Source organism: Rhizobium metallidurans (assembly GCF_014196505.1).
Classification (GTDB): domain Bacteria; phylum Pseudomonadota; class Alphaproteobacteria; order Rhizobiales; family Rhizobiaceae; genus Rhizobium; species Rhizobium metallidurans.
Window position 1 is genome coordinate 827,299 of sequence record NZ_JACIDW010000001.1, and the last position, 23,932, is coordinate 851,230.

Sequence of the window (23,932 nt, forward strand, 5' to 3'; positions counted from 1 at the left end):
ACCTATGTTCGCACGCGCGTTCTTGACAGCCGCTACCATTGTTCTTTCGACCGCTCTCGCCGGTTCACCCGCCTTTTCCGCCGACAGCAAGCGCGAGATACAAACCGTGCGCGATGCCGATTATTTCGGCTTCGATCTGCGCAGCGAGCAGAACGTCACGCTCGACCAGTGTAAGGCATCGTGCATCGGCGACAAGTCGTGCAAGGCCTTCACCTATAACCCCAAGGTCAGCTGGTGCTTCCTCAAGTCCGACTTCAAGACGATGAATGCCTTTCCGGGTGCCATCGCCGGGAAGATCGTCGAGACGGCCGGCAGCCAGGAGCCGGACCTCGGGGCCGCGCCGCGCATCGGCTTCCTTTCGGGCGACGTGTTGCAACAGGCGCGCGACGACAAGGCCAATCTCGAGGTCGCCGAAGACCAGCAGGGCCAATCGGCCGACAGCCTGATCGCCAACGCGCGCATCGACCTCACGGCCAACAATGTCGTCGATGCCTTGAAGTCCTTCCGCGGTGCGCTGGCACTCACGCCCGATAATGCCGACCTGTGGCTGGAGACGGCGCGGGCGGGCGGCAGCTTCGTCAAGAGCGACGACAACAATGGCAGCAACATCTATCCCCAGGCAGTGCTGGCCGCCATCAATGGCTACGACCTGACGCGAACGACGACCAGCCGCGCCGATGCGCTTGCGGTTCTTGCCGTCGCGCTGGAGAACAATTCGAACTACCGGGCCGCGCTGAATGCCTATAAGGCAAGCCTGGCACTGGTGAATTCAAAAGAAGTCCAGGCCGCCTTCCTGCAGCTGAAATCGACGCGGGGCTTCCGTATCACGGACCACACGGTCGATGCCGACAGCGCGACCCCGCGCGCTTGCGTGACCTTCTCGGAATCGCTGGTCAAGACCACCGACTATACCCCCTTCGTGACGCTGAACGGCGCCGCGCCGAAGGCGCTTGAAACCAAGGACAAGCAGATCTGCATCGAGGGCCTGACGCACGGCGAGAACTACAAGATCTCTTTCCGCACGGGCCTTCCCTCTTCTGTCGACGAAGTCCTCGAGGCGCCCGTCAGCCTCGACATCTATGTCAAGGACCGCACCGCGAGTGTCCGCTTCACTGGTGATAGCTTCGTGCTGCCGTCGACGGCGCGCCGTGGCATTCCGATCGTTTCCGTAAACATGGCCTCGGCCAATCTCAAGCTCTACCGCATCGGCGATCGTGGTATCGCGCCGTTGCTGACCAGCTCGCAGTTCCTCACCCAGCTCGATGGCTACAGTGCCCAGCGGATCGAGGACGAGAGCGGTGAACTTGTCTGGCAAGGGGCGATCGATATCGCCAATGATCTGAACAAGGATGTCGTCACCAGCTTCCCTGTCGACGAGGCGCTGCCGGAGCGCAAGCCCGGCGTTTACGTGCTGACGGCGACGTCCCCCACTGGGCCGGACCAAGAGTGGAATTCGCAGGCGACGCAGTGGTTCGTGGTCTCCGATATCGGGGTGACGACCTATGCCGGGACCGATGGCCTCAACGTCTTCGCCCGCTCGCTCGCGACCGCCAAGCCGATGGCCGGTGTCGAGCTGCAGCTTCTCGCCAAGAACAATGAGGTGCTCGGCACAGCCACGACTGACGACAACGGCCGGGCGACATTCACCGCCGGCCTGATCCGAGGGACATCGGCGCTGACACCTGCCGTCATCACGGCGAAGAACGGCGCGTCGGATTACGTCTTTCTCGACATGACACGCGCCGGTTTCGACCTGTCCGACCGCGGCGTCACCGGCCGCGCATCGCCCGGCGCGATCGATGTGCTCACCTTCACCGAGCGCGGCATCTACCGCGTCGGCGAAACCGTTCGCGCATCGGCGCTGGCACGTGATACGGATGGCAAGGCGATCGAAAACCTGCCGCTGACCTTCGTTTTCCTGCGTCCTGACGGCGTGGAAGACCGACGCATCGTCAGCCAGACCAGCAATCTCGGCGGCTACAATGTGGATTTCGCCGTTCAGGACAATGCCATGCGCGGCACCTGGACGATGAACATCCATACCGATCCGAAGGGGTCGCCGATCGCGAGCAAGAGCTTCCTGGTCGACGATTTCGTGCCGGATCGGACCGACATGGAGCTGAAGACCGAGGCGAAGATGATCGGACCGGACGCGCCGGCGACGATCAATATTTCGGGCAAGTATCTGTACGGAGCACCCGCTGCCGGGCTGACGCTTGAAGGCGATGTCGTCATCAAGCCGACGCGTCAGGCCGAAGCGTTTCCCGGCTACTTCTTCGGCCTCGCAGACGAAGAGGCGAGCGAGGATTCGCGCCAGTCGATCGAGGGACTGCCTGATCTGGATGAAAAAGGCGAAGGCGTCACTGATCTGACGGTCGGAGAGCTGCCGGCGACGACGCAGCTTCTGAACGCGACCGTCTACATCCGAATGCAGGAAGCCGGAGGGCGCGCGATCGAGCGTTCGCTCGTGCTGCCGGTGAAAAATCAGGGGCCGATGATCGGCATCAAGCCGGAGTTCTCCGGCGATCTCGGTGAGAACTCGATCGCCAACTTTACCGTCATCGGCGTTAATGCCGACGGCGTGAAGGAGGAGATGAAGGGGCTGCGCTGGAAGCTGGTCAAGCTAAACCGCGATTACCAGTGGTATAGGGACGGAACGGCCTGGAAGTACGAGCCGGTCTACACCACCGAGCAGGTGGGCAACGGCAATGTCGATGCCGGCATCGACGGCGCCAAGATCGCCTCGCCCGTGCAATGGGGCCGTTATCGCCTCGAGGTCGAGAGCACGGACGCGGATGGGCCGACGTCAAGCGTGGAATTCGACGCCGGCTGGTTCGTGCAGGCAACGTCCACGGAAACGCCCGATGGCCTGGAGATCGCGCTCGACAAGGATAGCTACAAGGTCGGCGAGACCGCGAAGCTGAAGGTTTCCTCGCGTTATGCCGGCGAACTGATGATCGCCGCCGGCACCGAGACGCTGGTCGCGGTGCAGAATGCGGCGATCGGCGAGAAGGGCGGCGAGGTCGAAATTCCCGTCACCGCCGACTGGGGCGCCGGCGCCTATGTGACTGCGACGCTGTTCCGCCCGGGCGATGCCCAGGACAGCCACATGCCGATGCGTGCGATCGGCGTGAAATGGCTGAAGGTCGACCCCGAGGATCGGGCCCTGCAGGTCAAGATCGAGGCACCTGAGAAAATGCTGCCGCGCGGCCCGCTGCCGATCACGCTCGCCGTTGCGGGCGCGGGCGCCAACGAGGAGGCCTATGTCACCGTTGCCGCCGTCGATGTCGGCATTCTCAACCTGACGCGCTACGAGCCGCCGAACCCGGAGGACTGGTATTTTGGCCAGCGCCAGCTCGGCCTCGAAATCCGCGACCTTTATGGCCGCCTGATCGACGGCTCGCTCGGTGCCACCGGCAAGCTGCGCACCGGCGGCGATGGCGGCGCGATCGCGCTGCAGGCAAGCCCTCCGACGCAGAAGCTCGTCGCCTTCTTCTCCGGCCCACTGAAACTGGACGCCGAGGGCAAGGCGCAGGTCAGTTTCGATATTCCCCAATTCAACGGCACGGCACGCCTGATGGCGGTCGCCTGGTCCAAGTCCGGTGTCGGCCATGCCGTGCAAGACGTGATCATTCGCGATCCTGTCGTCGTTACGGCCAGCCTGCCGCGCTTCCTGGCGCCGGGGGACAAGTCCGAGCTACGTCTCGATATCGCCAATACCGATGCGCCCGCAGGTGACTACAAGCTTGCGGTCACAGGCAATGACGCTGTCGGTATCGCGCAGGCCACGCAAACGATCCGGCTTGGCGCCGGCGCGAAGCAGGCGGTGACGCTTGCCGTGACCGGTCTGCAGCCGGGCAACGGTGTCGTTTCGGTCAACATCTCGAATGCGGCGGGGCTATCGCTCGACCAGAGCCTTGATGTCCCCGTCCGACCGGCCGTGTTGCCGGTCACCGAGCGTCGCGTGCTGGCGCTGAAGCCGGGAGCGAAGCTGACGATCGACAAGGCGCTCTTGGCCGATAGCGTTCTTCCGGGCGCATCCGTCAGCGTCAATGTCACGCGCTCCGCGGCCTTCGACATTCCGGCATTGCTGATGTCGCTCGATCGCTATCCCTTCGGCTGCGCCGAACAGACGACCAGCCGGGCCCTGCCGCTGCTCTATCTGAGCGAGCTTGCCGAGCAGGCCGGTCTCGATGGCGATGCCGATATCAAGAAGCGCGTGCAGGATGCCATCTATCGCGTTCTTTCCTACCAGGCATCAGCCGGCAGTTTCGGCCTTTGGGGGCCGGATAGCGGCGATCTCTGGCTTGATTCCTACGTCACCGATTTCCTGACGCGGGCCCGCGAGCAGAAATACGACGTGCCGGATCGTGCGCTGGCGCAGGCACTCGAGAACCTGCAGAACGCCTTGAGCTATGACGTCAACGTCAAGGACCAGGGCGATCAGATCGCCTATGCGCTCTATGTGCTCGCGCGCAACAAGAAGGCCGCGGTCAGCGATCTGCGTTACTACGCCGACACGATGATCAACGATTTCCCGACACCGCTCGCCAAGGCCCACATCGCGGCCGCGCTGGCACTCTACGGTGATGCGACGCGGTCGAAGAACATCTTCGTCGATGCGCTGCAGATGTCGGCTCAGTCGATGGTCACGAAGGTCAACTTGTCACGCACCGACTACGGCTCGGTGCTCCGAGACGGCGCAGCCATCCTCGCGCTCGCCGCCGAAAGCCGGCCGGTGCCTCCGATCGTGCCGGAACTGGCGAAGGCCGTCGCCAAGGAATGGGAACGCAAAAAGTATACCAGCACGCAGGAACAGGCCTGGATGCTGCTGGCCGCCCGCGCCATTCAGGGCGGCGACGATACGCTGAAGATCGACGTCAACGGGGCGCTGCGTAACGGAGCCTACATGGCGCGGATGACCGGTGAGGCGCTGGCGGACTATCCGCTGACGCTGACCAACCAGACGAGCGACGCCGTCTCGGCCGTGGTAACGACCGTTGCCGCACCGGTGACGCCGCTGCCCGCGGGTGGTGATGGCTTTGCCATCGAACGTAGCTATTACACGCTGGATGGCGAGGAAGCGAATGTCTCGGAGGCAAAGCAGAACGAGCGATACGTCGTCGTGCTGCGGGTCACCGAGAGCAACAAGTGGCCGTCGCGCATCGTCATCACCGATCTGCTGCCGGCCGGCTTCCAGATCGACAATCCGAGCCTTGTCGACAGCGCCCAGCTGACCAATTTCGACTGGATCGGCGATGTCACGCCCGCTCACACTGAATTCCGCAACGATCGCTTCGTCGCTGCCTTCAACCGCAGCGCCGATGACAACAGGGAGGTCAATGTCGCTTACGTCGTGCGCGCCGTGACGCCAGGCGTCTACGATCACCCGGCGGCAAATGTCGAGGACATGTACCGGCCGCAGTTTTCGGCCCGGACGGCAACCGGCAAGATGGAGGTCGTGGCGGCACAGCCATGAGAGTGGGACGGAAAATCGCGATCGGCGTTGTCGCCGGCATGGCACTTGCCGGCGCTGGGTTGATCGGTCTCGATGCGGCGGACAAGGCATTTCCGCCGCCGCTGGACAAGATGGGTTTCTCCGCCGAGGTGCTGGATGCCGACGGACAGCTTCTTCGCGCCTTCGCCACGCCCGAGGGGCGCTGGCGTCTGAAGACTGATGTTGGCGATGTCGATCCGCAGTTCCTGCGCATGCTGGTCGCCTATGAGGATCGGCGCTTCTACGAACACGGCGGCATCGACCCGCGCGCGATCGGCCGCGCAGCCTTCCAGCTTGCCGCCAACGGCCGCATCGTTTCCGGTGGGTCCACCCTGTCGATGCAGGTCGCCCGGCTGATCGAGCCTCGCCAGGGGCGTTCGCTGTCGGCCAAGCTGTTGCAGGTGGCGCGTGCGCTGCAGATCGAGCGCCGTCTGTCCAAGGATGAAATCCTCGATCTTTACCTGACCCATGCGCCCTATGGCGGCAATCTGGAGGGTGTCAGGGCCGCGAGCCTTGCCTATTTCGGCAAGGAGCCGAAGCGGCTGACGGTGGCGCAGGCGGCACTCCTTGTAGCATTGCCGCAGCTTCCCGAAAAACGCCGCCCCGACCGCAACCTTGAGGCGGCCGAGGCGGCGCGCAAGCGCGTTCTGGAGCGCGTCGCTGTTGTCGATGCCATCGGGGAAGGGGAGGCCGAACGTGCCGAGGCAACGCTTGTGCCGGCGAAACGCATGCAGCTTCCCGCGCTCGCGGCCCATGTCGGCGAAGCGGCGTTGCGCAAAGCCCCGGACGCTTCGCCGTACCGGACCACGCTGAAGAAGCGGGTCCAGGAGGGATTGGAGACCGTCGCCAAGGCGGCCACATTGAAGCTTGGCCCCAAATTGTCGCTGGCGATGGTGATGGCGGATGCGCAGACCGGCGATATCGTCGGCGAAGTCGGCTCCGCCGATTATTTCGACGCGAGCCGATCCGGCTGGATCGACATGACGCGCGTTCCGCGTTCGCCGGGCTCCACGCTCAAGCCGTTCATCTACGGTCTTGCCTTTGAAGAAGGGCTGGTCAGCCAGGAGACCATCATCGAGGATCGGCCGGCCGACTTCTTCGGCTACCGGCCGCGCAACTTCGACATGAGCTACCAGGGAGACGTGACGGTGCGCGATGCGCTGCAACTCTCGCTCAACGTTCCCGCGGTCAAGCTGCTCGATGCCGTCAACCCGGCCAAGCTCCTCATCCGCTTCCGTCGCGCCGAGGTGCGCCCGCTCTTGCCGGTCAACGAAACGCCGGGCCTTGCGATCGGGCTTGGTGGCGTCGGCCTCACGCTCAAGGATCTGGTGCAGCTCTACACGGCGCTCGCCAACCGAGGTCAGGCGGTTCGGATTGGCGATGGCATATCTGGCCAGCCGGGAGAGATCGAAGGCGAGGCGCTGCTGGAGCCGGTCGCGGTGTGGAATGTCGCCGACATCCTCTCGGGCGTCATTCCGCCCGCCGGTGCGCCGCAGCGCGGCATCGCCTACAAGACGGGCACGAGCTATGGATACCGCGACGCTTGGTCGGTGGGCTATGACGGCCGTTATGTCCTCGGCGTCTGGGTCGGCCGTCCCGACAACGGCGCCTCGCCCGGGCTGACCGGCTATGGCACGGCCGCGCCGATCCTGTTCGAGGGCTTCGCCAAGTCGGGTCTCGCGACGACGCCGCTGCCGCGCCCGCCGTCGGGCGCCGTGCGCATCGCGCAGGCTCAGCTGCCGATCAGCCAGCGCCGCTTCGCCGTCAATCCCAGTGGATTGCTTGCCACATCCGGCCGCGAGCCGGCGCCGCAGATCGTCTATCCGCCGGAGGGCGCGCATGTCGATCTGGGGGCCAAGGGTTTGGTAAAGGGCGGAGACCTGTCGCCGCTGATGCTGAAGCTGCAGGGTGGCCGGGCGCCCTTCCGGTGGCTTGCCAACGGCAAGCCCCTGCCGGATATCTCCCGCCGCCGCACCAACCAGTGGACGCCTGATGGCGGCGGCTATTCGAAGCTGACGGTCATCGATGCGATGGGACGCGCGGCAAGCGTCGGCGTTTTCATTGATTGAAGCGGTTTTGACCGTCGTCAAGAAACTTGCATTTTACGCTTGACCTTCCAGTTGCTGGAAGGTTGATAACCATCTCCACTGCCTTGTCAGGCACAGGAGATAGCCATGGAAAGCACCCACGCCCATCACCACGGTCACGGCGACCACCATCATGCGGGAAACGACGGCGCGGTTCGAGACCCCGTCTGCGGCATGACGGTTGACCCCGCGGCCGGCAAGCCGTCGGCCGAGCATGAGGGGCGGCGCTATTTCTTCTGCTGCGAGGGCTGCCGAGCCAAATTCGAGGCTGCGCCGCAGGACTATCTGACCGCAAAGGACCCGGTCTGCGGCATGAGCGTCGACCGCGCAACGGCCAAGCACTTCCTGCGACATGAAGGCGAGAGGCACTATTTCTGCTCGGCCGGCTGCAAGGCGAAATTCGAGGCTGCGCCGGCGAATTATCGCGATGGCAGCAAGCCGCAGCCGAAACCTGCTCCGAAGGGTACGCAATATACCTGCCCGATGCATCCAGAGGTGATCAGCGATCATCCCGGCGATTGCCCCAAATGCGGCATGGCGCTGGAGCCGATGGGCATTCCGCCCGTTGATGAGGGGCCGAACCCGGAGTTGGTCGATTTCACCCGCCGCCTCTGGATCAGCGGCATTCTCTCGGCGCCGCTGCTTGTCATCGCGATGGGGCCGATGATCGGCTTGCCTGTGCGCGATTGGCTCGGCGAACCGCTCGCCACTTGGGCCGAACTCGCTCTTGCCACGCCGGTGGTGCTCTGGGCCGCGCTGCCGTTCTTCCGCCGTGCCTGGGCGTCCGTCGTAAACCGCAGCCCCAACATGTGGACGCTGATCGGCCTCGGCGTTGGAACGGCTTATATCTACAGCCTTGTCGCCACGCTGGCGCCGGGCATCTTCCCGCATACGTTCCGTGGGCATGGCGGCGCCGTGCCCGTCTATTTCGAGGCGGCGGCCGTGATCGTCGCCCTCGTTTTCGTCGGGCAGGTTCTCGAGCTGAAGGCGCGCGAGCGGACCGGCTCGGCCATTCGGGCATTGCTCGACCTCGCGCCGAAGACCGCGCGGCGCATCGGCAGCGATGGTGTCGAGGCCGATGTGCCGGTCGACGATATCGTGGTTGGCGATCACTTGCGTGTGCGGCCGGGCGAGCGAATTCCGGTCGATGGCACGGTCAGCGAGGGGCAGTCGACGATCGACGAATCCATGCTGACGGGCGAACCCATGCCCGTCGAAAAGGCTGTGGGTGATGCCCTGACGGGCGGCACCATCAACAAGAACGGCACTCTGGTGATGACGGCCGAAAAGGTCGGTTCGGAGACCACGCTGTCGCGGATCGTTGACATGGTTGCCACGGCGCAGCGCTCGCGCGCTCCGATCCAGGGTGCCGTCGATCGCGTATCGGCGTTCTTCGTGCCAGCGGTCGTGGCCGTCGCGATTGCAGCCTTCGCGATCTGGTCTCTCGTCGGCCCCGAACCGCGCATGGTCTATGCGCTGCTCGCCGCCGTCTCCGTCATGATCATCGCCTGCCCTTGCGCGCTGGGACTTGCCACGCCGATGTCGATCATGATTGCCACCGGTCGCGGCGCCCACGAAGGCGTGCTGATCAAGGATGCGGAAGCGCTGGAGCGCTTTTCGAAGGTCGATACGCTGATCGTCGATAAGACGGGCACACTGACCGAAGGCAAGCCTCGGCTGACTGATGTCGTGGCGCTCGGTGATGTAGTCGAAGACGATCTCCTGCGGCTTGCCGCCAGCCTCGAGCGCGGATCGGAGCATCCGCTGGCGGCGGCTATCGTGGCGGGAGCGCAAGAGCGCGGGATCGCCCTGCTCGATATCACGGGCTTCGATGCGGCCACGGGCAAAGGCGTGCGCGGCAATGTCGGCGGGACGGCCGTGGCGCTTGGCAACGCGGCGATGATGGCCGATCTCGGCATCGACGTGGCCGCCCATGACGCGCAGCTGCAATCGCTGCGGGACAAGGGCAAGACGGTGATGTTCGTCGTCGTCGATCAGCGGCTCGCCGGGCTTGTGGCTGTCGCCGATCGCATCAAGCCGACAACGGCCGCCGCGATCAAGGCACTGCATGCGAGCGGCTTGAAGATCATCATGGCGACTGGCGATAACGAGCGCACGGCACGCTCGGTCGCCAAGAGCCTCGGGATCGACGATGTGCGCGCCGATATACTGCCCGAAGGCAAGAAGGCGTTGATCGATGAACTGCATGCCAGGGGGGCGGTGGTCGCCATGGCCGGTGACGGTATCAATGATGCGCCGGCGCTGGCCGCGGCCGATGTGGGCATCGCCATGGGCACCGGAGCGGATGTCGCGATGGAAAGCGCTGGCATCACCCTGGTCAAGGGTGATCTCAATGGGATTGTCAGGGCACGGCGTCTGGCGGAGGCGACAATGCGCAATATTCGCCAGAACCTCGGCTTCGCCTTCGGCTACAACGCGCTCGGCGTTCCCCTGGCCGCAGGCGTACTCTATCCTGTCTTCGGCCTGCTGTTGTCGCCGATGATCGCGGCGGCGGCGATGAGCCTGTCGTCCGTTTCGGTCATCGGCAACGCGCTGCGGCTGCGCGCCGCCAAGCTCTAGGAGGTTCGCCATGAATATCGGTGAAGCATCGGCACGCTCCGGCCTACCGTCGAAGACCATCCGGTACTACGAGGATATCGGCCTCATCCGCCCCGATAGAAATAACAACGGCTACCGCGACTACGCGGTAGCCGACGTTCACAAGCTACGTTTCCTGCAGAAGTCGCGCGGCCTCGGGTTCTCGGTGGAGGAGTGCCGGCAGCTGCTGGCGCTCTATGAGGACAAGAGCCGGGCCAGCGCCGATGTGAAGGAGTTGACCCAAGCCAAGCTCACCGAGATCGACCGCAAGATCCGCGAGCTCAGCGAACTCCGGCACACGCTTGAGCACCTGGTCCACGCCTGTCACGGCAATGACCGGCCGGACTGTCCCATTCTCGAGGAATTGTCGGACGAGCAGCATGCCTGACGATTTGCGCGCATGGGCGGCATCTCCGAGCAATGCTTAAAGTCATGATTTCCATGTGATATTCTCCGTGCGTTCTGCCGTGTCGTTTGCTGGATGACGAAAAAGCAGAAAAAATCGCAACCCCCGGGGAATAAAACAACGCGTGGCTCCGTATACTCAATCATGGAACGGAAAGAACGCCCATTCGATGTTATCGGTCAGCTCGCAGCGCTTCGACGCTATGCGCGCTCGCTGGTGCGCAATTCGGATGACGCCGAAGATCTGGTCCACGATGCCTTGGTCCGGGCATACGAGAAGAAGCAGAGCTTCCGCAGCGGCGGTAACTTGCGTACGTGGTTGCTCTCTATCGTGCATAACGCTCACATCGACCGCGTCCGCCAGGGGCGATCGCTGACACGACGGCACGATGAGGCCGCCGTGGAGGCCGAGCAGTCCTTGCCAGCCGCGCAGGAACATGCCGTGCGTCTGCAGCAGGTGCGCAATGCTTTCTTCCGTCTGCCGGAAGAGCAGCGCGAGGCGCTTCATCTCGTGGCGATCGAAGACCTCTCCTACCAGGAAGCTGCTGCAGCGCTCGGCGTTCCGATCGGTACGCTGATGTCTCGCATCTCACGCGCCCGTGCCCAGTTGCGCGAAATCGAGGAAGCGACACCGCGTGCACCACATTTGAGATTGATCGAAGGAGGCGGCAATGAAAGTAGTTGATCCCATTATCGCCGCCGATCTCGACGCCTATATCGATGGCGAACTCGATGTGACCCGTCGAATCCAGGTGGAATCATACCTTTCCGAGAATCCGGAAACGGCCGCGAAGGTCATGGCGGATCTGAGTATGCGCGGCGAATTGCGCCTTGCGCTCGCCGACGAAGGCGCCTCCGGCCGTGCTGAAACGCGCGATGTCGCGCGCCGCCTCGAGCGCGGGCTCGCCTATGGCCGGATATTCCATGTCATGCAGCGGGTTGCCGCTGTCGCCGTCTTGGTGGGGGCAGGCTGGGTCGCTCATACCTCGTTCGGCGCGTTTACCGCGACCGAGGTCGCCGCGTCCGTCCCGGCTCCCGCCTATGTCGAGGATGCCGTCCAGGCCTACAAGACGACATTGGTGCGCCAGGCCGTCTCGTCACCGCGGAGCGAAAGCTACAAGCCGGATGAAATTCGTGCGGCGACCGGCATCGTCATGCCGCAGCTTCCTTCTGACTGGACGATTTCGGACGTGCAGATATTCCCGTCCGAGTTCGGCCCGAGCGTCGAAATGTCGATCGTGGCCGACAACAAGCAGCTTTCGTTGTTTGCCGTTCGGCCGGGCGTCTTCTCCGTTCAGTCGGTCAACCATATCGGGCTGAACGGCGCCGAAGCCTCCTACTGGCAGATCGGTGACGTGGCTTACGCACTGGTGACGGCGGATCGCTCAATCACACTGGATCAGGCAGCCGACAGGCTTGCCCGTACCCTTTACTAGTTAAACCGAGGAGATCTCTATGAATCCAATCAATCAGCAGCGTTACGGTTCGGCCGTTGGCTCGCAGACCCTGTTTGACGAAGGTCTTCGCCAGCACATGCTGCGCGTGTACAACTACATGGGCATCGGCCTTGTCATCACCGGCATGATCGCCTTCATCGTCGGCTCGACGCCGGCGCTGTATGTGCCGATCTTCCAGTCGCCGCTCAAGTGGGTGGTCATGCTGGCGCCGCTCGCCTTCGTCTTCTTCTTCACGTTCAAGATCCAGACGATGTCGGCAGGCGCCGCGCAGATGACATTCTGGGCCTTCTGCGCCGTCATGGGCCTGTCGATGGCATCGGTGTTCCTGGTGTTTACCGGCACCAGCATCGCGCGCACCTTCTTCATCGCCGCAACGATGTTCGGCTCTACCAGCCTTTACGGCTACGTGACCAAGCGTGATCTGTCCCGCATGGGCTCGTTCCTGATGATGGGCCTGATCGGCGTGGTCATCGCCAGCGTGGTCAACATCTTCCTTGGATCGAGCGCACTTCAGTTCGCGATTTCGGTCATCGGTATCGTCGTCTTCGTTGGCCTGACCGCCTACGACACGCAGAACATCAAGGAGCAGTATTCGGAGAACTACGATCAGGAATCGAACCAGAAGCTTGCCGTATTCGGTGCTCTGTCGCTCTACCTGAACTTCGTGAACATCTTCCAGCTGCTGCTCACCTTTACCGGCGAGCGCGAATAGTCGAGCTACAGCGCTTCTGGGGGCAAAGGAAGCGCTAGAACGCCCGGTCCGCACTCTGTGACAGGATGCGCGGATCGGGTGTTCACCACAGGGAAGCGGCCGGGCGCAAGTCCGGCCGCTTTTCCGTTTGATTATGGTCTGATTTCCTGGACGTTCAGATAATGCCCCAGGCACGGTAGCGTCCGCGCCCGGTGATCTCGCGAATGCCGATGTCGTTGAGCAGATTGAGCGCGCCTCGGCCGCTGACCTTCAGTTCACGCGCCACCATGGCCGAGGACACCATCGGCCGCGACAGCACGAATTGCGCGAGGTGCGGAAGGCTGCTGTTTGAGCGCCTGTCCTTGAAGCGCATCTGCATCTGTGTCTGTGCCAGCGATAGGCGATCCATCTCCTTCATGCCGAGATCGGCGCTCTCCACCATCGCTTCGAGAAAGGATTGCAGCCTGACGAGACGCTGGCGGGCGCGCCGGCGTTCGTGGCGAACGGTTTTCAAGCCGGCGAAAAATGAAAACAGGTGCGACGTGATCTTGCCGCGCTGGCGCAGATAGCCTGCAATCAGCAGGCCGCCCAGCCAATGCTGGCGGCGCAGCGGCTCGATCTGCTCCCATGCATCGAACAATACGGCGGCGCCCAGTGTCGGTGGTAATGCGTCGGCAATCGCGATGACGGAGCGCCATTCGCGCAGGCGCGCGGCCTCGTCCCAGTCCTCGTCGTCGAGCAGCGCGAGCCGGTCGTCTGGTCGCTCCTGCCGCGCGGGCTCAGGATTGGTGTCCCGAACGCCCCTCGCGAGATCGTCGAGGAGCCTGCTCGACCGCGCCAGCACGGCGTCGATTTCGGCAAGTTCGTTGGCGAGCGGCGCATCAGGCTCATGGTCGTCATTGTCGTGATCGCGATAAGCGCTCTTCAGCTCCGGCGCTCTCTGCTGCTCCCCGCCGATCCCCGTCAGAACCGTCATGCCGGCTTCGCTCAAGGCCCAATAGGGATCGCTCGTGCATATCCTGCGACGTGCACGGAGGACTGCATGCGCAATGGTCAGTTCGTGGCTGGGCGTGCGGGCGTCCATATGGGCGTCGTGCAGCACAAGGTCTTCAAGGTGCACCAGTTCGCCCGCTACCCACAGGGCGCCGACAGCGTCGAAGAAGTGACGGCGCTCGGAAAAACCCTCCACGATCGAGGATCGCAGCGCGCGCTCGTCCAGTCGCGCCAGGGCGTCTTCCGCCTGAACGAAGAGCGGCAGCAGCGTCATCAAGGATGTGGCATCGATCTCGTGGTTCATCGGCGGGCGTTCCCGACCGTCGGGCGGGCCTGCGTCTCTCGTTCCGTCAATGGTCTCAAAGATCGTCTCGGCGCGAGCATGCCCGGCTATTCCTGCTTTATTTGGTCGGCGTGGCTCAGCCGCCGCCGCGCTTGTTGTCCGAGGCATGTGGGCCAATGCCATGTGGATCTTTATCGACAAAGGATCGCACGATTCGAAAATGGCAGCAATCTTCAGCGACGATCGGTCGCTCCCTCATCGCCGCCCGTTTGAGCCATGCCCTTGCGGCGCCGGAGCATGTGCGTCACAAGCAGGAAGAATTGATCAGGAGAGCCGGCGTGCGCCACATCTACGTCATCGGTATCGGAACGGGAAATCCCGAGCACGTCACCATCCAGGCCATCGGCAGGATGAACGCGGCTGACATGATCTTCCTGCCGACGAAAGGCGAGGAGAAGGAGAAGCTCGCTTCCGTCCGCCGCGAGATTTGCGAGCGCTTCGTTACCAACGAAAAGACCCGGATCATCGAGTTCGCCATTCCGCAGCGTAAGACGGTCGACCGCAGTTATGTCGAAAGCGTCAACGACTGGCACGCGACACTGGCGCGAACCTATGTGCGGCTGATCGACGATCTCCCCGAAGACGGCGCCGGCGCCTTTCTCGTCTGGGGCGATCCGAGCCTTTACGATAGCGTCATCCGCATCATCGAGCGGGCAAGGGAACTCGGCGCCGTCGATTTCGACTTCAGCGTCATCCCGGGGATCACGAGCATCCAGGCCCTGGCGGCAAGCCACCGCATTCCGATCAACATGGTCGGTAAGCCGGTCGAGATCACGACAGGGCGACGCCTTGTCGCACATGGCAACCGGGCGGATAGCACCGTGGTCATGCTGGACGGAGAGCAGGCCTTTTCCAAGATCGATGATCCGGACGCGGAAATCTTCTGGGGCGCCTATCTCGGTACGGATGACGAGATCGTGCGTTCAGGGCGGCTCGGCGATGTCGCCGCGGATATCGTGAAGCTGCGCGCCGAAGCGCGGGAGCGACATGGTTGGATCATGGATATCTACTTGCTGCGCAAGGGTCGCGATTTCGACGACCTTTGAGGCTGGCGATGGTTGTGCCCGTGCTTCTTAGTTCTGTAAGCACCGGGCGGAAGGAAATGGCGGGATGACACGCGACGAGCGCATCGAGACGGAAATCACAGGCGAGGCCGCGCAAGCCTATGCGCGGCGCGGCGCCTGTCCGACCTTGGCGCGACCAATGCGGACAGGCGACGGCCTGCTTGCGCGCTTGCGCCCGCAGGGCGGTATTCTCACGGTCGATCAATGCGCGCTGCTTGCTCATGCCGCGACGCGTTGCGGTAATGGCCTGCTTGAGATCACGGCGCGAGGCAGCCTGCAGATCCGGGGACTTAGCCCGGAGACGGTCGAGCCGTTTGCCGAAGCGGTGGATGCGGCGGGCATCATTGTGTCGCCCAATCCCGTGATCGAACTGCCGCCGCTGCATGGCGAGGCGTTTGGTGACGTCGCTGACGCCGCCGCCATGGAATTGGCGCTGCGGGACCGGCTTGCCGAGCATTTGCAGGCGCCGGGGCTCGCGCCGAAGCTTTCAATCATCGTCGATGGCGGTGGCCGCTTCGATCTCGCCGACGTCACGGCCGATATCAGGCTGCTGGCCGTAACAGCGGGAAAGTGGGTGGTTGCCATCGCCGGCGATGGTGCCAGTGCCCGTCCGGTTGCCGCGGGCTCCGTCGATGAGGCAATCGCGGCGGTTGGCGAGTTGCTCAAGCTGCTGCTTTCGATCGGCTGGCAGAAGCGTTGCCGCGATATCTCACCGGAACGTCTGTCATCGACCTTCCCCGAGATGCATGCCATTTCGCACCATCCGTGCATGGGCGAGACACCGTCGGTCGGCGTCAATGCAGTCGAGGACGGCATGGCGGTCATCGGCCTGAAGCTACGGTTCGGGCAAATTCAGGCGGCCGACCTTCTGGCGTTTCTGATATTCCTCGGCGATCTCGATGTGGGGGATATCCGGCCGGCGCCCGATCGCTGTCTTTTCGTCACGGGTCTGAGCGAGGAGGACGCGGCGACGGTGCGGCAATCGGCGGAGCGCTTCGGTCTATCCGCGAACCGCGACGATCTCTCATCGCGCATCGCCACCTGTGCAGGCGCGGGCGCCTGTGCGTCGAGTTTCTACGCCGCCAAGGCCCTGGCCGGCGCGCTGATCGAAGGGTGTCCGGAGATTCTGGACGGCTCGCTCGACGTGCATTTGTCCGGTTGTGCCAAGGGCTGTGCCCACCCGCGCCGCGCCTTTACGGTCGCGGGAGCGGAAAATGGCTATAATCTTGTTCTCGATGGCCTCGCGTCGGACGCGCCCGATGCACAGATTGCTGGTAGTCATATCAATTCCGCTATAGAGAGGCTTTCCCGTCTCATCAAAAATGAAAGACAAGCTGGCGAATCTGCTAGGGCCTGTCTTGACAGGGTTGGGACGGCCACGATTACGCGAGCGCTGCGACAGGAATAGGAATGCCAGACTACGATTACATCCACAGCGGTGACGCCATCTATGAGCGGTCGTTCGCGATTATCCGCAGCGAAGCCGATCTGTCCCGGTTTTCAGCCGAGGAAGCAGACGTTGCCGTGCGCATGATCCATGCCTGTGGACTGGTGGAAGCCGCCGAGCATTTTGTGTTCGCGCCGCATTTCGTCAGCGCCGCGCGCGCGGCGCTGCATGCCGGCGCGCCGATCTTCTGCGACGCCGAGATGGTGGCGCACGGCGTGACCCGGACGAGGCTGCCCGCCAAGAACGATGTCATCTGCACATTGCACGATCCGCGTACCGCGGAACTGGCGAAGGAAACCGGAAACACGCGCTCGGCCGCCGCCCTCCACCTCTGGAAGGACCGTCTTGCCGGCAGCGTCGTCGCCATCGGCAATGCGCCGACCGCGCTCTTCCATTTGCTCGAGCTGTTGCGCGATGGCGCGCCGAAGCCGGCGGCGATCATCGGCATGCCTGTCGGTTTCGTTGGTGCCGCCGAATCCAAGGATGCCTTGGCGGAAAACTCCTACGGCGTTCCCTATGCGATCGTGCGTGGACGCCTTGGTGGCAGTGCCATGACGGCGGCGGCCGTCAACGCCCTGGCGAGGCCCGGCCTGTGAGCGGCGCGGGTCGTCTCATCGGCGTCGGCACCGGTCCTGGCGATCCGGAGCTGCTCACCGTCAAGGCCGTCAAGGCAATCGAAGCTGCCGATGTGATCGCCTATTTCGCCAAGCGCGGCAGAGGCGGTAACGGCAGGGCGATCGTCGAGCATCTGATCGGGCGCGACGCCGTCATGTTGCCGCTCTACTATCCCGTGACCACCGAGATCGAGAAGAGCGAAGCCGAATACCGGCGCCAGATCACCGATTTCTACGAGGAGTCGGCGGCGGCTGTCGCCGCGCATCTCGACGCCGGCCGCGCCGTGGCCGTCCTCAGCGAAGGCGATCCGCTGTTCTATGGCTCGTACATGCACTTGCATGTGCGCCTCGCCAGCCGCTACGCGACCGAGGTCATACCCGGCATCAGCGCGATGTCCGGCTGCTGGTCCGTTGCCGGCATCCCGATCGTCCAGGGCGACGACGTATTGTCGGTCCTGCCCGGCACGATGGCCGAACAGGAACTCGAGCGCCGCCTGTCCGATACGCAGGCGGCTGTGATCATGAAGGTCGGCCGCAACCTGCCGAAGATCCGCCGCGCGCTGCAGGCGTCGGGGCGTCTTGCCGAAGCGGTCTATGTCGAGCGCGGCACCATGGCGAACGCGGCGATGATCAAGCTCGCCGACCGGCCCGAAGGCGATGCGCCTTACTTTTCGCTGGTGCTCGTTCCCGGCTGGGAGAGCAACCGATGAGCGGACGGCTTTTCGTCATCGGCACCGGCCCGGGCAATCCCGATCAGATGACGCCGGAAGCGCATGCCGCCGTTTCGAAGGCCACTGTCTTTTTCGGCTATGGACCCTATCTCGATCGCCTGAACCTGCGGGCCGACCAGACGCGTCAGGCGTCCGATAACCGCGAGGAACTGGATCGGGCGGGCGCCGCATTGCGCGCCGCGTCCGAGGGCGCGATCGTCTGTGTCGTCTCGGGTGGCGATCCCGGAGTGTTTGCCATGGCCGCCGCTGTCTGCGAGGCGGTCGACGATGGTCCGGACGCCTGGCGGGACGTCGATCTTGTCATTTTGCCCGGGATTACCGCAATGCTGGCGGTCGCCGCCCGTGTCGGCGCACCGCTCGGGCATGATTTCTGCGCGATCTCGCTTTCCGATAATCTGAAGCCCTGGGCGACGATCGAGAAGCGTTTGGCTTCAGCAGCCGAAGGCGGCTTCGTGATCGCGCTTTATAATCCGATCAGCAAGGCGCGTCCCTGGCAGCTTGGAAAGGCGTTCGAACTGCTGCGTGAAAAGCTGCCCGGCTCGACGCCGGTCATCTTCGGCCGCGCCGCCGGAAGGCCGGACGAGCGCATTTCCGTTCAGCCACTCAATGTTGCGGATGCGGCGATGGCCGATATGGCGACCTGCGTCATCATCGGCTCGGCGGAGACGAAGATCATCGAGCGCGAGGGCAAGGCCGATCTCATCTACACCCCTCGCTTCAGCGGGGGGGCAGCAGGTGATTGATCATCGCCAGGGCCTCGTCGACGGTCGAGACCGCTGGAATGGCGGGTGCCGCGGCGCGGCCGATCATGATCACCTCGATGCCGAGCGCGCGCGCGGCCGCGATCTTGGCATAGGTGGCCGAACCGCCGCTGTTCTTGGTGACGACGACATCGATGCCGTGCTCCCGCAGCAACGCGGTCTCGCGTTCGACATCGAACGGGCCACGATCAAGAATATAATGCGCGTGGGGAAGCACGGGCTGCGGATCGACCGGGTCCACGCTTCGGATCAGATAGTGATGCTGCGGGGCGGCATCCGCCCTGTGCGCCTCCTGCCGGCCGATGGCGAGAAACACGCGGCGGGGCACGCTGCCGATTTGCGTGATGGCATTCTGGACGCTCGCGGCATGCCGCCAATTGTCGCCCGCCTCGGCCTGCCAGGGTGCGCGGCGAAGACAGAAGGCGGGCAGGCTGCTGATGGCAGCGGCTTGCGCGGCGTTCTGCGAGATGCGCGCGGCAAAGGGATGGGTGGCGTCGATCAGCAGGTCGAACTGCCCGTCGTGCAGAAATGTCGCGAGCCCCTCCGCGCCACCAAACCCGCCAATGCGGGTGGGCAGGGACTGCGGAGCGGGTTTTTCCGTCCTGCCGGCAAGCGACAGCAGGGCATCGTAGCGCGGTTGAGCGGCCAAGGCCCTGGCGAGCGCGCTTGCCTCGGTCGTGCCGCCAAGCATCAGAATGCGGATTTTGCTCATGGCTGATATGTCTTCCGCTCCCGGCCAACCTTGGCTGACTATTATCGGCATCGGCGAGGATGGTCCAGCGGGGCTGGGCGATGAGGCCAAGCGGCTCATCGCGGCCGCGTCCGTCGCTTTCGGCGGCGCGCGCCATCATGCCCTTATGGCTGGTCTCATCCGGGGTGAATGCCTCGCGTGGGAAAGCCCCTTCGAGCGCTCGGTCGCGGCGATCACGGCGCGTCGCGGTTCGCCTGTCGTCGTGCTGGCCTCCGGAGACCCGTTTCTTTACGGCGTGGGCGCGACGCTGTCGCGGAGCATCGATGCCGCGGAGATGCGCGCGATACCGGCACCATCATCCTTCAGCCTTGCCGCATCGCGGCTGGGCTGGCCATTACAGGACGTCGCGTCCGTTTCGCTGCATGGACGCCCGATCGATCTCATACGTCCGCATCTGCACCACGGCCGGCGCATCATCGCACTCACCTCCGACCAAGAGACCCCGATGCAACTCGCGGCCCTGCTTGCGGCCAATGGCTTCGGCCGGTCGCGGATGCATGTGCTCGAAGCGCTTGGCGGCGACCGTGAGCAGGTCCGGACCTCCCACGCGGATACGTTCGATATCGAAGACATCGATCCGCTCAATGTCTGCACCATCGATGTCGTGGCTGGCGAGGGCGCACGGGTGCTGGCCTTTGCGCCCGGATTGGACGATGCGTTCTACGAGCACGACGGCCAGATCACCAAACGGGAGGTGCGCGCGTTGACACTATCCGCGCTCGAGCCCCGGCATGGCGAATTGCTTTGGGATATCGGCGCCGGCTCCGGGTCGATCGGCATCGAATGGATGCTGTGCGACACGTCGCTTCGGGCGATTGCCATCGAACAGTCGAGCGAGCGAGTCCAGCGGATAGCGCGCAATGCGGCGGCCTTCGGCGTGCCGGCGCTTGCGGTCGTGCAGGGCCTGGCGCCGCAGGTGTTGCAGTCGCTGCCTGAACCAGACGCCATCTTCGTCGGCGGCGGGGGCAGCGAGGATGGGGTGATGGAGGCGGCGATCGCCGCGTTAAAAAGCGGCGGCCGACTGGTCGCCAATGCGGTGACGCTGGAGATGGATGCGAAACTGCTGGCGTTGCACACTACGTTGGGCGGGTCGTTGACCCGCATCGACATTTCCCGCGCCGGTGCGATCGGCGCGATGACGGGCTGGCGCCCGGCAATGCCGGTCACACAGTGGCACTGGGTCAAGGATTGAGGACAAGGATATGACCGTTCATTTCATCGGCGCTGGCCCGGGTGCCGCGGATCTCATCACCGTGCGCGGCCGCGATCTCATCGGAAAATGCCCTGTGTGCCTTTACGCCGGTTCGATCGTTTCGCCCGACCTGCTCGCTTATTGCCCGCCGGGCGCGCGGATCGTCGATACCGCTCCCATGTCGCTCGACGAGATAGAAGCCGAATATCTGCGTGCGGCCAATGCCGGAGAGGATGTCTCGCGCCTGCACTCGGGCGACCTTTCTGTCTGGAGCGCTGTCGCGGAACAGATCCGTCGCCTGGAGAAGCATGGGATCGCCTACACGATGACACCCGGCGTGCCGTCTTTTGCCGCGGCCGCGGCCGCGCTCCGGCGCGAGCTCACCATTCCGGAAGTCGCGCAGAGCCTCGTCCTGACGCGGGTATCGGGCAGGGCGTCGCCGATGCCCGATGGCGAGACCTTGACGCAATTCGGCGCAACCGGCGCTACGCTTGCCATCCATCTCGCCATTCACGCGCTGGACCGGGTCGTCAACGATCTCACGCCGCTCTACGGCGCCGAATGCCCGGTCGCCATCGTGGTGAAGGCGAGCTGGGAGGATGAAAGGATCGTGCGCGGCACGTTGGGAGACATCGAGGCCAAGGTGGCAGCCGAGCCGATCGAGCGGACAGCAATCATCTTCGTCGGCCCATCCCTGTCGTCGACCGACTTTCGCGAGAGTTCTCTTTATGACGCGACCTATCAGCGTCGCTTTAGAGGGCGACAGTAAAGCGATCGCAAGACCTTAACGCCCGAGCCGCGACATCGGCGGCTCGGACGCCTGCGCCCCGGCCCGCTCGGCGCGCTTTGAGGCGCGATGTTATCCACAGCGCCCAATATCTCCCGAGAACGCATCAAAATCCCTGCCTGCAAGGTTAATGTGGCATTAACCAATTGGATTAGCTTGCTTTCGTCATCCCGCTACGGAGGCGTTGCCAGAGTATTGACTGGGCCGGTAGTTGCTTTGTCTATGTCAGAACAATACGGAATTTGACACTATACCGTGGACCGAAAAAACAAACGATTATTATCGTTAAGAAACGGTATTTCCAAAGAATAAATGACATAAGCTTCTTGATTGATGTTTTTTCTATGGAGTAAAAATTAATTCCTGTTTTTAGCATGTGGAGGTACAATTTTATATACTGGGCATTTTTAATCTAAGTCTGACGAAATATTTTGTATTGATTGTCACTACTGATGTATGTAGGTTCTTAACAAAGTAGAAACCACACGCGATAAGTGATCCAAAACGGATAAACTACTTTTCTGACTTAATACACGCCGATGTCCCCCGAGTATTGCATTTCGTTGCGAATGGTCACCTCTAACACTATTGAGTATGAGGCTAGTATGAATTACGTACCTTCGGAATTTGAAAGCGGACGCACGCCTGTCAACAGACTTCAGGCCGTTGCCGTGGCACCCAGAGCGCTTAGCGACCTGGGTGAGATGAAGGCTCTGGGCGAGGACCGGTGCCTGCTGATCATCGACAGCAGAACACTCGAGCGGGAATGCCTTGCGACGACGCTGACGCAGAACGGCCTCGGCATGAAGGCTTGCGCGGTGGGCTCGGTGGCGGAATGGCGGCGCAAGAAAGACGCGACGCAGCGCGTGAAGGCGGTTCTGCTCAACATCACCGGCCGCGCATCGAGCGATGGCGCTCTTTACGAAGAGATTTCCAGCATCGCAACGGAGCTTGCGCCGGCACCTGTCGTCATCCTCGCCGATGGCGACGATCTCCACCAGACGCTCCGGGCGATCGAGCATGGCGCGCGCGGGTTCATCCCCACGTCGGTGGGCATTGAAGTCTGTGTCGAGGCCATCGGGCTGGCCGTCGCGGGCGGCACCTTCATCGTTGCCGGCAAGAGCTTCACCTCGTCCGCTCCCGTCGACAACGCGCCACGGCAGAAAGAGCTGTCACGCATGTTCACGCTGCGCCAGGCCGAAGTCGTGCAGGCGTTGCGCAAGGGCAAGGCGAACAAGATCATCGCCTATGAGCTCAATCTGCGCGAAAGCACCGTCAAGGTTCACATCCGCAACATCATGAAGAAGCTCAAGGCGACCAACCGTACCGAGGTGGCCTACAAGCTTAATGATCTGTTCCAGTCCGACTCACGCTGGAGCGCTTCGGCGGAATAGGGCATCTACGCGGTGCTATCCGTCTGGACCTGGTGGTTCTCGCTAATGGCGCCGGACGGGCTCAGCGATCCTCTATCACCTGTTGCTATCTCCTGGCCGTCGGGGTGCACCCGGCGGCCAAGGATTTGCCGATAGCCCTTCCTCGAGAACGGCTGTAGCAATTGCCCAATGAAGCTGTCGGCGACGCGGCCGCTGATGCCGATGTTCGATGGCGGACGACGGTCGGGATTGAAGTACGTGCCGAACAACTGATCCCACAAGACAAGATTCTCGCCATAGTTCGTATTTCCCTCGGCCAGCACGCGCGAATGATGCCAGCGATGCAGTCGCGGCGTGCTGAAGATCAGATCGAGCGGGCCCGTACGCACGTCTATGTTGCAGTGGGTGAGAAGGCCGATGAAGGCGGTTACCGCGCCGATCCATAGAAAGACCGGCAACGGCGCACCGAGCAGATAGAGCGGGAGTTGGCTGAGTGCGATCTTGAACAGCGAGTCCATGAAATGGAACCTGCCCGTATTGACGACCCAAAGCCGCTCGACGCTGTGATGAAGGGCATGAAACCGCCAGAGCGACAGGATCTCATGAGCCGCGCGGTGGGCGACATAGAGTCCGAACTCGGCGATTACCAATCCAAGAGCCACCTGTAGCATCAGGGGCCAGCTGCCGGGCCACATGTCGGGCAAGCCAATGACAAACGGATGCGCGACCGTCGCGACCGCCATTGGCGCGGTTGCGCCCATTGCGGCGGCCAGCTGTACGCCACCCTTGCTGAGCAATGTGTGCGCTATGTCGTTGAACGTCTCTCCATCGCGGTTCAACCATTGCTTCTCGAAGGGCATTACGCGCTCGAACATGGCGATTGCGAAGACGATCGCCAGGTAGACCACGTTGAACCACAGCAGCGGCGCCTGTGCCTTAAAGGCAAAGCCCGCGCCGACCAAGCCGGCTGCGAAAAGCGCCGGCCACAGTATCCATGAAAGCAGCACGTAGGGAGGCGATGCGCTCTTGTCGGTCACGTGCATTCTCCGCGGAACTTCGAAGTCATTCATTGATACACTACGATTGTGGCTCGCATGCAAGATGGCGCGTTCAAGCAACGATGCGCGCGGCGCCACGCCCA

At 63.2% G+C, this 23,932-nt stretch carries 18 protein-coding genes; 15 read left to right on the top strand and 3 right to left on the bottom strand.

Features of this window, described 5'->3' with window-relative positions:
- Nucleotides 1–4: 4 nt before the first annotated feature.
- The 7 genes from GGQ67_RS03655 to GGQ67_RS03685 all read left to right on the top strand — a co-directional run bounded on the left by GGQ67_RS03655 (nucleotide 5) and on the right by GGQ67_RS03685 (nucleotide 12,756).
- Nucleotides 5–5,479: an alpha-2-macroglobulin family protein gene (locus GGQ67_RS03655; protein WP_183898791.1), complete on the top strand. Its 5,475-nt coding sequence runs from the start codon at nucleotides 5–7 to the stop codon at nucleotides 5,477–5,479.
- Entirely contained in the window at nucleotides 5,476–7,566 is a 2,091-nt protein-coding gene (gene pbpC / locus GGQ67_RS03660; protein ID WP_183898792.1) for a penicillin-binding protein 1C, read from the top strand. Before GGQ67_RS03655 ends, pbpC begins: the two co-directional genes overlap by 4 nt.
- 105 nt (nucleotides 7,567–7,671) lie before the next feature.
- On the top strand, nucleotides 7,672–10,164 hold the full coding sequence (locus GGQ67_RS03665) for a heavy metal translocating P-type ATPase (RefSeq protein WP_183898793.1): 2,493 nt from the start codon (nucleotides 7,672–7,674) through the stop codon (nucleotides 10,162–10,164).
- A gap of 10 nt (nucleotides 10,165–10,174) precedes the next feature.
- Nucleotides 10,175–10,570, top strand: coding sequence for a Cu(I)-responsive transcriptional regulator (gene cueR / locus GGQ67_RS03670; RefSeq protein WP_183898794.1), 396 nt, complete (start codon nucleotides 10,175–10,177; stop codon nucleotides 10,568–10,570).
- Between the two features lie 162 nt (nucleotides 10,571–10,732).
- Nucleotides 10,733–11,272: a sigma-70 family RNA polymerase sigma factor gene (locus GGQ67_RS03675; RefSeq protein ID WP_047505082.1), complete on the top strand. Its 540-nt coding sequence runs from the start codon at nucleotides 10,733–10,735 to the stop codon at nucleotides 11,270–11,272.
- A complete protein-coding gene (locus GGQ67_RS03680) occupies nucleotides 11,259–12,023 on the top strand; it encodes an anti-sigma factor family protein (RefSeq protein WP_183898795.1) in 765 nt (254 codons plus the stop codon). Before GGQ67_RS03675 ends, GGQ67_RS03680 begins: the two co-directional genes overlap by 14 nt.
- Nucleotides 12,024–12,042: 19 nt before the next feature.
- Nucleotides 12,043–12,756, top strand: coding sequence for a Bax inhibitor-1/YccA family protein (locus GGQ67_RS03685; RefSeq protein WP_183898796.1), 714 nt, complete (start codon nucleotides 12,043–12,045; stop codon nucleotides 12,754–12,756).
- Nucleotides 12,757–12,910: 154 nt separating this feature from the next.
- Here GGQ67_RS03685 and GGQ67_RS03690 read toward each other — a convergent pair whose 3' ends face one another.
- Entirely contained in the window at nucleotides 12,911–14,032 is a 1,122-nt protein-coding gene (locus GGQ67_RS03690) for an RHE_PE00001 family protein (protein ID WP_183898797.1), read from the bottom strand.
- 317 nt (nucleotides 14,033–14,349) lie between these two features.
- Between GGQ67_RS03690 and cobF the strand changes: the two genes are divergently transcribed.
- The 5 genes from cobF (at nucleotide 14,350) to GGQ67_RS03715 (ending at nucleotide 18,670) form a co-directional block, all read left to right on the top strand.
- On the top strand, nucleotides 14,350–15,117 hold the full coding sequence (gene cobF / locus GGQ67_RS03695) for a precorrin-6A synthase (deacetylating) (protein WP_183898798.1): 768 nt from the start codon (nucleotides 14,350–14,352) through the stop codon (nucleotides 15,115–15,117).
- A 64-nt stretch (nucleotides 15,118–15,181) separates the two neighbouring features.
- Nucleotides 15,182–16,543, top strand: coding sequence for a precorrin-3B synthase (gene cobG / locus GGQ67_RS03700; protein WP_183898799.1), 1,362 nt, complete (start codon nucleotides 15,182–15,184; stop codon nucleotides 16,541–16,543).
- 2 nt (nucleotides 16,544–16,545) lie between these two features.
- On the top strand, nucleotides 16,546–17,178 hold the full coding sequence (locus GGQ67_RS03705) for a precorrin-8X methylmutase (RefSeq protein ID WP_018896502.1): 633 nt from the start codon (nucleotides 16,546–16,548) through the stop codon (nucleotides 17,176–17,178).
- Complete coding sequence (locus GGQ67_RS03710; RefSeq protein WP_183898800.1) at nucleotides 17,175–17,906, top strand: precorrin-2 C(20)-methyltransferase; 732 nt, start codon at nucleotides 17,175–17,177, stop codon at nucleotides 17,904–17,906. Before GGQ67_RS03705 ends, GGQ67_RS03710 begins: the two co-directional genes overlap by 4 nt.
- Nucleotides 17,903–18,670 carry a precorrin-3B C(17)-methyltransferase gene (locus tag GGQ67_RS03715; RefSeq protein ID WP_183898801.1) on the top strand — a complete coding sequence of 256 codons (768 nt, stop codon included), beginning with the start codon at nucleotides 17,903–17,905 and terminating at the stop codon, nucleotides 18,668–18,670. The genes GGQ67_RS03710 and GGQ67_RS03715 overlap by 4 nt, the downstream gene beginning before the upstream one ends.
- Here the strand turns inward: GGQ67_RS03715 and GGQ67_RS03720 are convergent.
- A complete protein-coding gene (locus GGQ67_RS03720; protein ID WP_183898802.1) occupies nucleotides 18,645–19,400 on the bottom strand; it encodes a cobalt-precorrin-6A reductase in 756 nt (251 codons plus the stop codon). The two genes, GGQ67_RS03715 and GGQ67_RS03720, sit on opposite strands and share 26 nt — an antisense overlap.
- Here GGQ67_RS03720 and cbiE point away from each other — a divergent pair.
- The 3 genes from cbiE to GGQ67_RS03735 all read left to right on the top strand — a co-directional run bounded on the left by cbiE (nucleotide 19,399) and on the right by GGQ67_RS03735 (nucleotide 22,812).
- Complete coding sequence (gene cbiE, locus GGQ67_RS03725) at nucleotides 19,399–20,631, top strand: precorrin-6y C5,15-methyltransferase (decarboxylating) subunit CbiE (protein WP_183898803.1); 1,233 nt, start codon at nucleotides 19,399–19,401, stop codon at nucleotides 20,629–20,631. The genes GGQ67_RS03720 and cbiE overlap by 2 nt on opposite strands.
- A 10-nt stretch (nucleotides 20,632–20,641) precedes the next feature.
- Nucleotides 20,642–21,400 (top strand): precorrin-4 C(11)-methyltransferase, encoded by a 759-nt coding sequence (gene cobM, locus GGQ67_RS03730; RefSeq protein ID WP_183898804.1) that lies wholly within the window; start codon nucleotides 20,642–20,644, stop codon nucleotides 21,398–21,400.
- A gap of 623 nt (nucleotides 21,401–22,023) precedes the next feature.
- Entirely contained in the window at nucleotides 22,024–22,812 is a 789-nt protein-coding gene (locus GGQ67_RS03735; RefSeq protein WP_183898805.1) for a response regulator transcription factor, read from the top strand.
- A 5-nt stretch (nucleotides 22,813–22,817) separates the two neighbouring features.
- Here GGQ67_RS03735 and olsE read toward each other — a convergent pair whose 3' ends face one another.
- The gene (gene olsE, locus GGQ67_RS03740; protein WP_343056460.1) at nucleotides 22,818–23,828 is read right to left on the bottom strand and encodes an ornithine lipid hydroxylase OlsE; all 1,011 of its coding nucleotides are present in this window, start codon (nucleotides 23,826–23,828) and stop codon (nucleotides 22,818–22,820) included.
- Nucleotides 23,829–23,932 lie beyond the last annotated feature (104 nt).

What these genes read in the sequence shown, in the direction of transcription:
- GGQ67_RS03655 (WP_183898791.1), top strand. Translation starts at nt 5, where the DNA reads ATGTTCGCACGCGCGTTCTTGACAGCCGCTACCATTGTTCTTTCGACC.
- pbpC (WP_183898792.1), top strand. Translation starts at nt 5,476, where the DNA reads ATGAGAGTGGGACGGAAAATCGCGATCGGCGTTGTCGCCGGCATGGCA.
- GGQ67_RS03665 (WP_183898793.1), top strand. Translation starts at nt 7,672, where the DNA reads ATGGAAAGCACCCACGCCCATCACCACGGTCACGGCGACCACCATCAT.
- cueR (WP_183898794.1), top strand. Translation starts at nt 10,175, where the DNA reads ATGAATATCGGTGAAGCATCGGCACGCTCCGGCCTACCGTCGAAGACC.
- GGQ67_RS03675 (WP_047505082.1), top strand. Translation starts at nt 10,733, where the DNA reads ATGGAACGGAAAGAACGCCCATTCGATGTTATCGGTCAGCTCGCAGCG.
- GGQ67_RS03680 (WP_183898795.1), top strand. Translation starts at nt 11,259, where the DNA reads ATGAAAGTAGTTGATCCCATTATCGCCGCCGATCTCGACGCCTATATC.
- GGQ67_RS03685 (WP_183898796.1), top strand. Translation starts at nt 12,043, where the DNA reads ATGAATCCAATCAATCAGCAGCGTTACGGTTCGGCCGTTGGCTCGCAG.
- GGQ67_RS03690 (WP_183898797.1), bottom strand. Translation starts at nt 14,032, where the DNA reads ATGAACCACGAGATCGATGCCACATCCTTGATGACGCTGCTGCCGCTC.
- cobG (WP_183898799.1), top strand. Translation starts at nt 15,182, where the DNA reads ATGACACGCGACGAGCGCATCGAGACGGAAATCACAGGCGAGGCCGCG.
- GGQ67_RS03705 (WP_018896502.1), top strand. Translation starts at nt 16,546, where the DNA reads ATGCCAGACTACGATTACATCCACAGCGGTGACGCCATCTATGAGCGG.
- GGQ67_RS03715 (WP_183898801.1), top strand. Translation starts at nt 17,903, where the DNA reads ATGAGCGGACGGCTTTTCGTCATCGGCACCGGCCCGGGCAATCCCGAT.
- cbiE (WP_183898803.1), top strand. Translation starts at nt 19,399, where the DNA reads ATGGCTGATATGTCTTCCGCTCCCGGCCAACCTTGGCTGACTATTATC.
- GGQ67_RS03720 (WP_183898802.1), bottom strand. Translation starts at nt 19,400, where the DNA reads ATGAGCAAAATCCGCATTCTGATGCTTGGCGGCACGACCGAGGCAAGC.
- cobM (WP_183898804.1), top strand. Translation starts at nt 20,642, where the DNA reads ATGACCGTTCATTTCATCGGCGCTGGCCCGGGTGCCGCGGATCTCATC.
- GGQ67_RS03735 (WP_183898805.1), top strand. Translation starts at nt 22,024, where the DNA reads ATGAATTACGTACCTTCGGAATTTGAAAGCGGACGCACGCCTGTCAAC.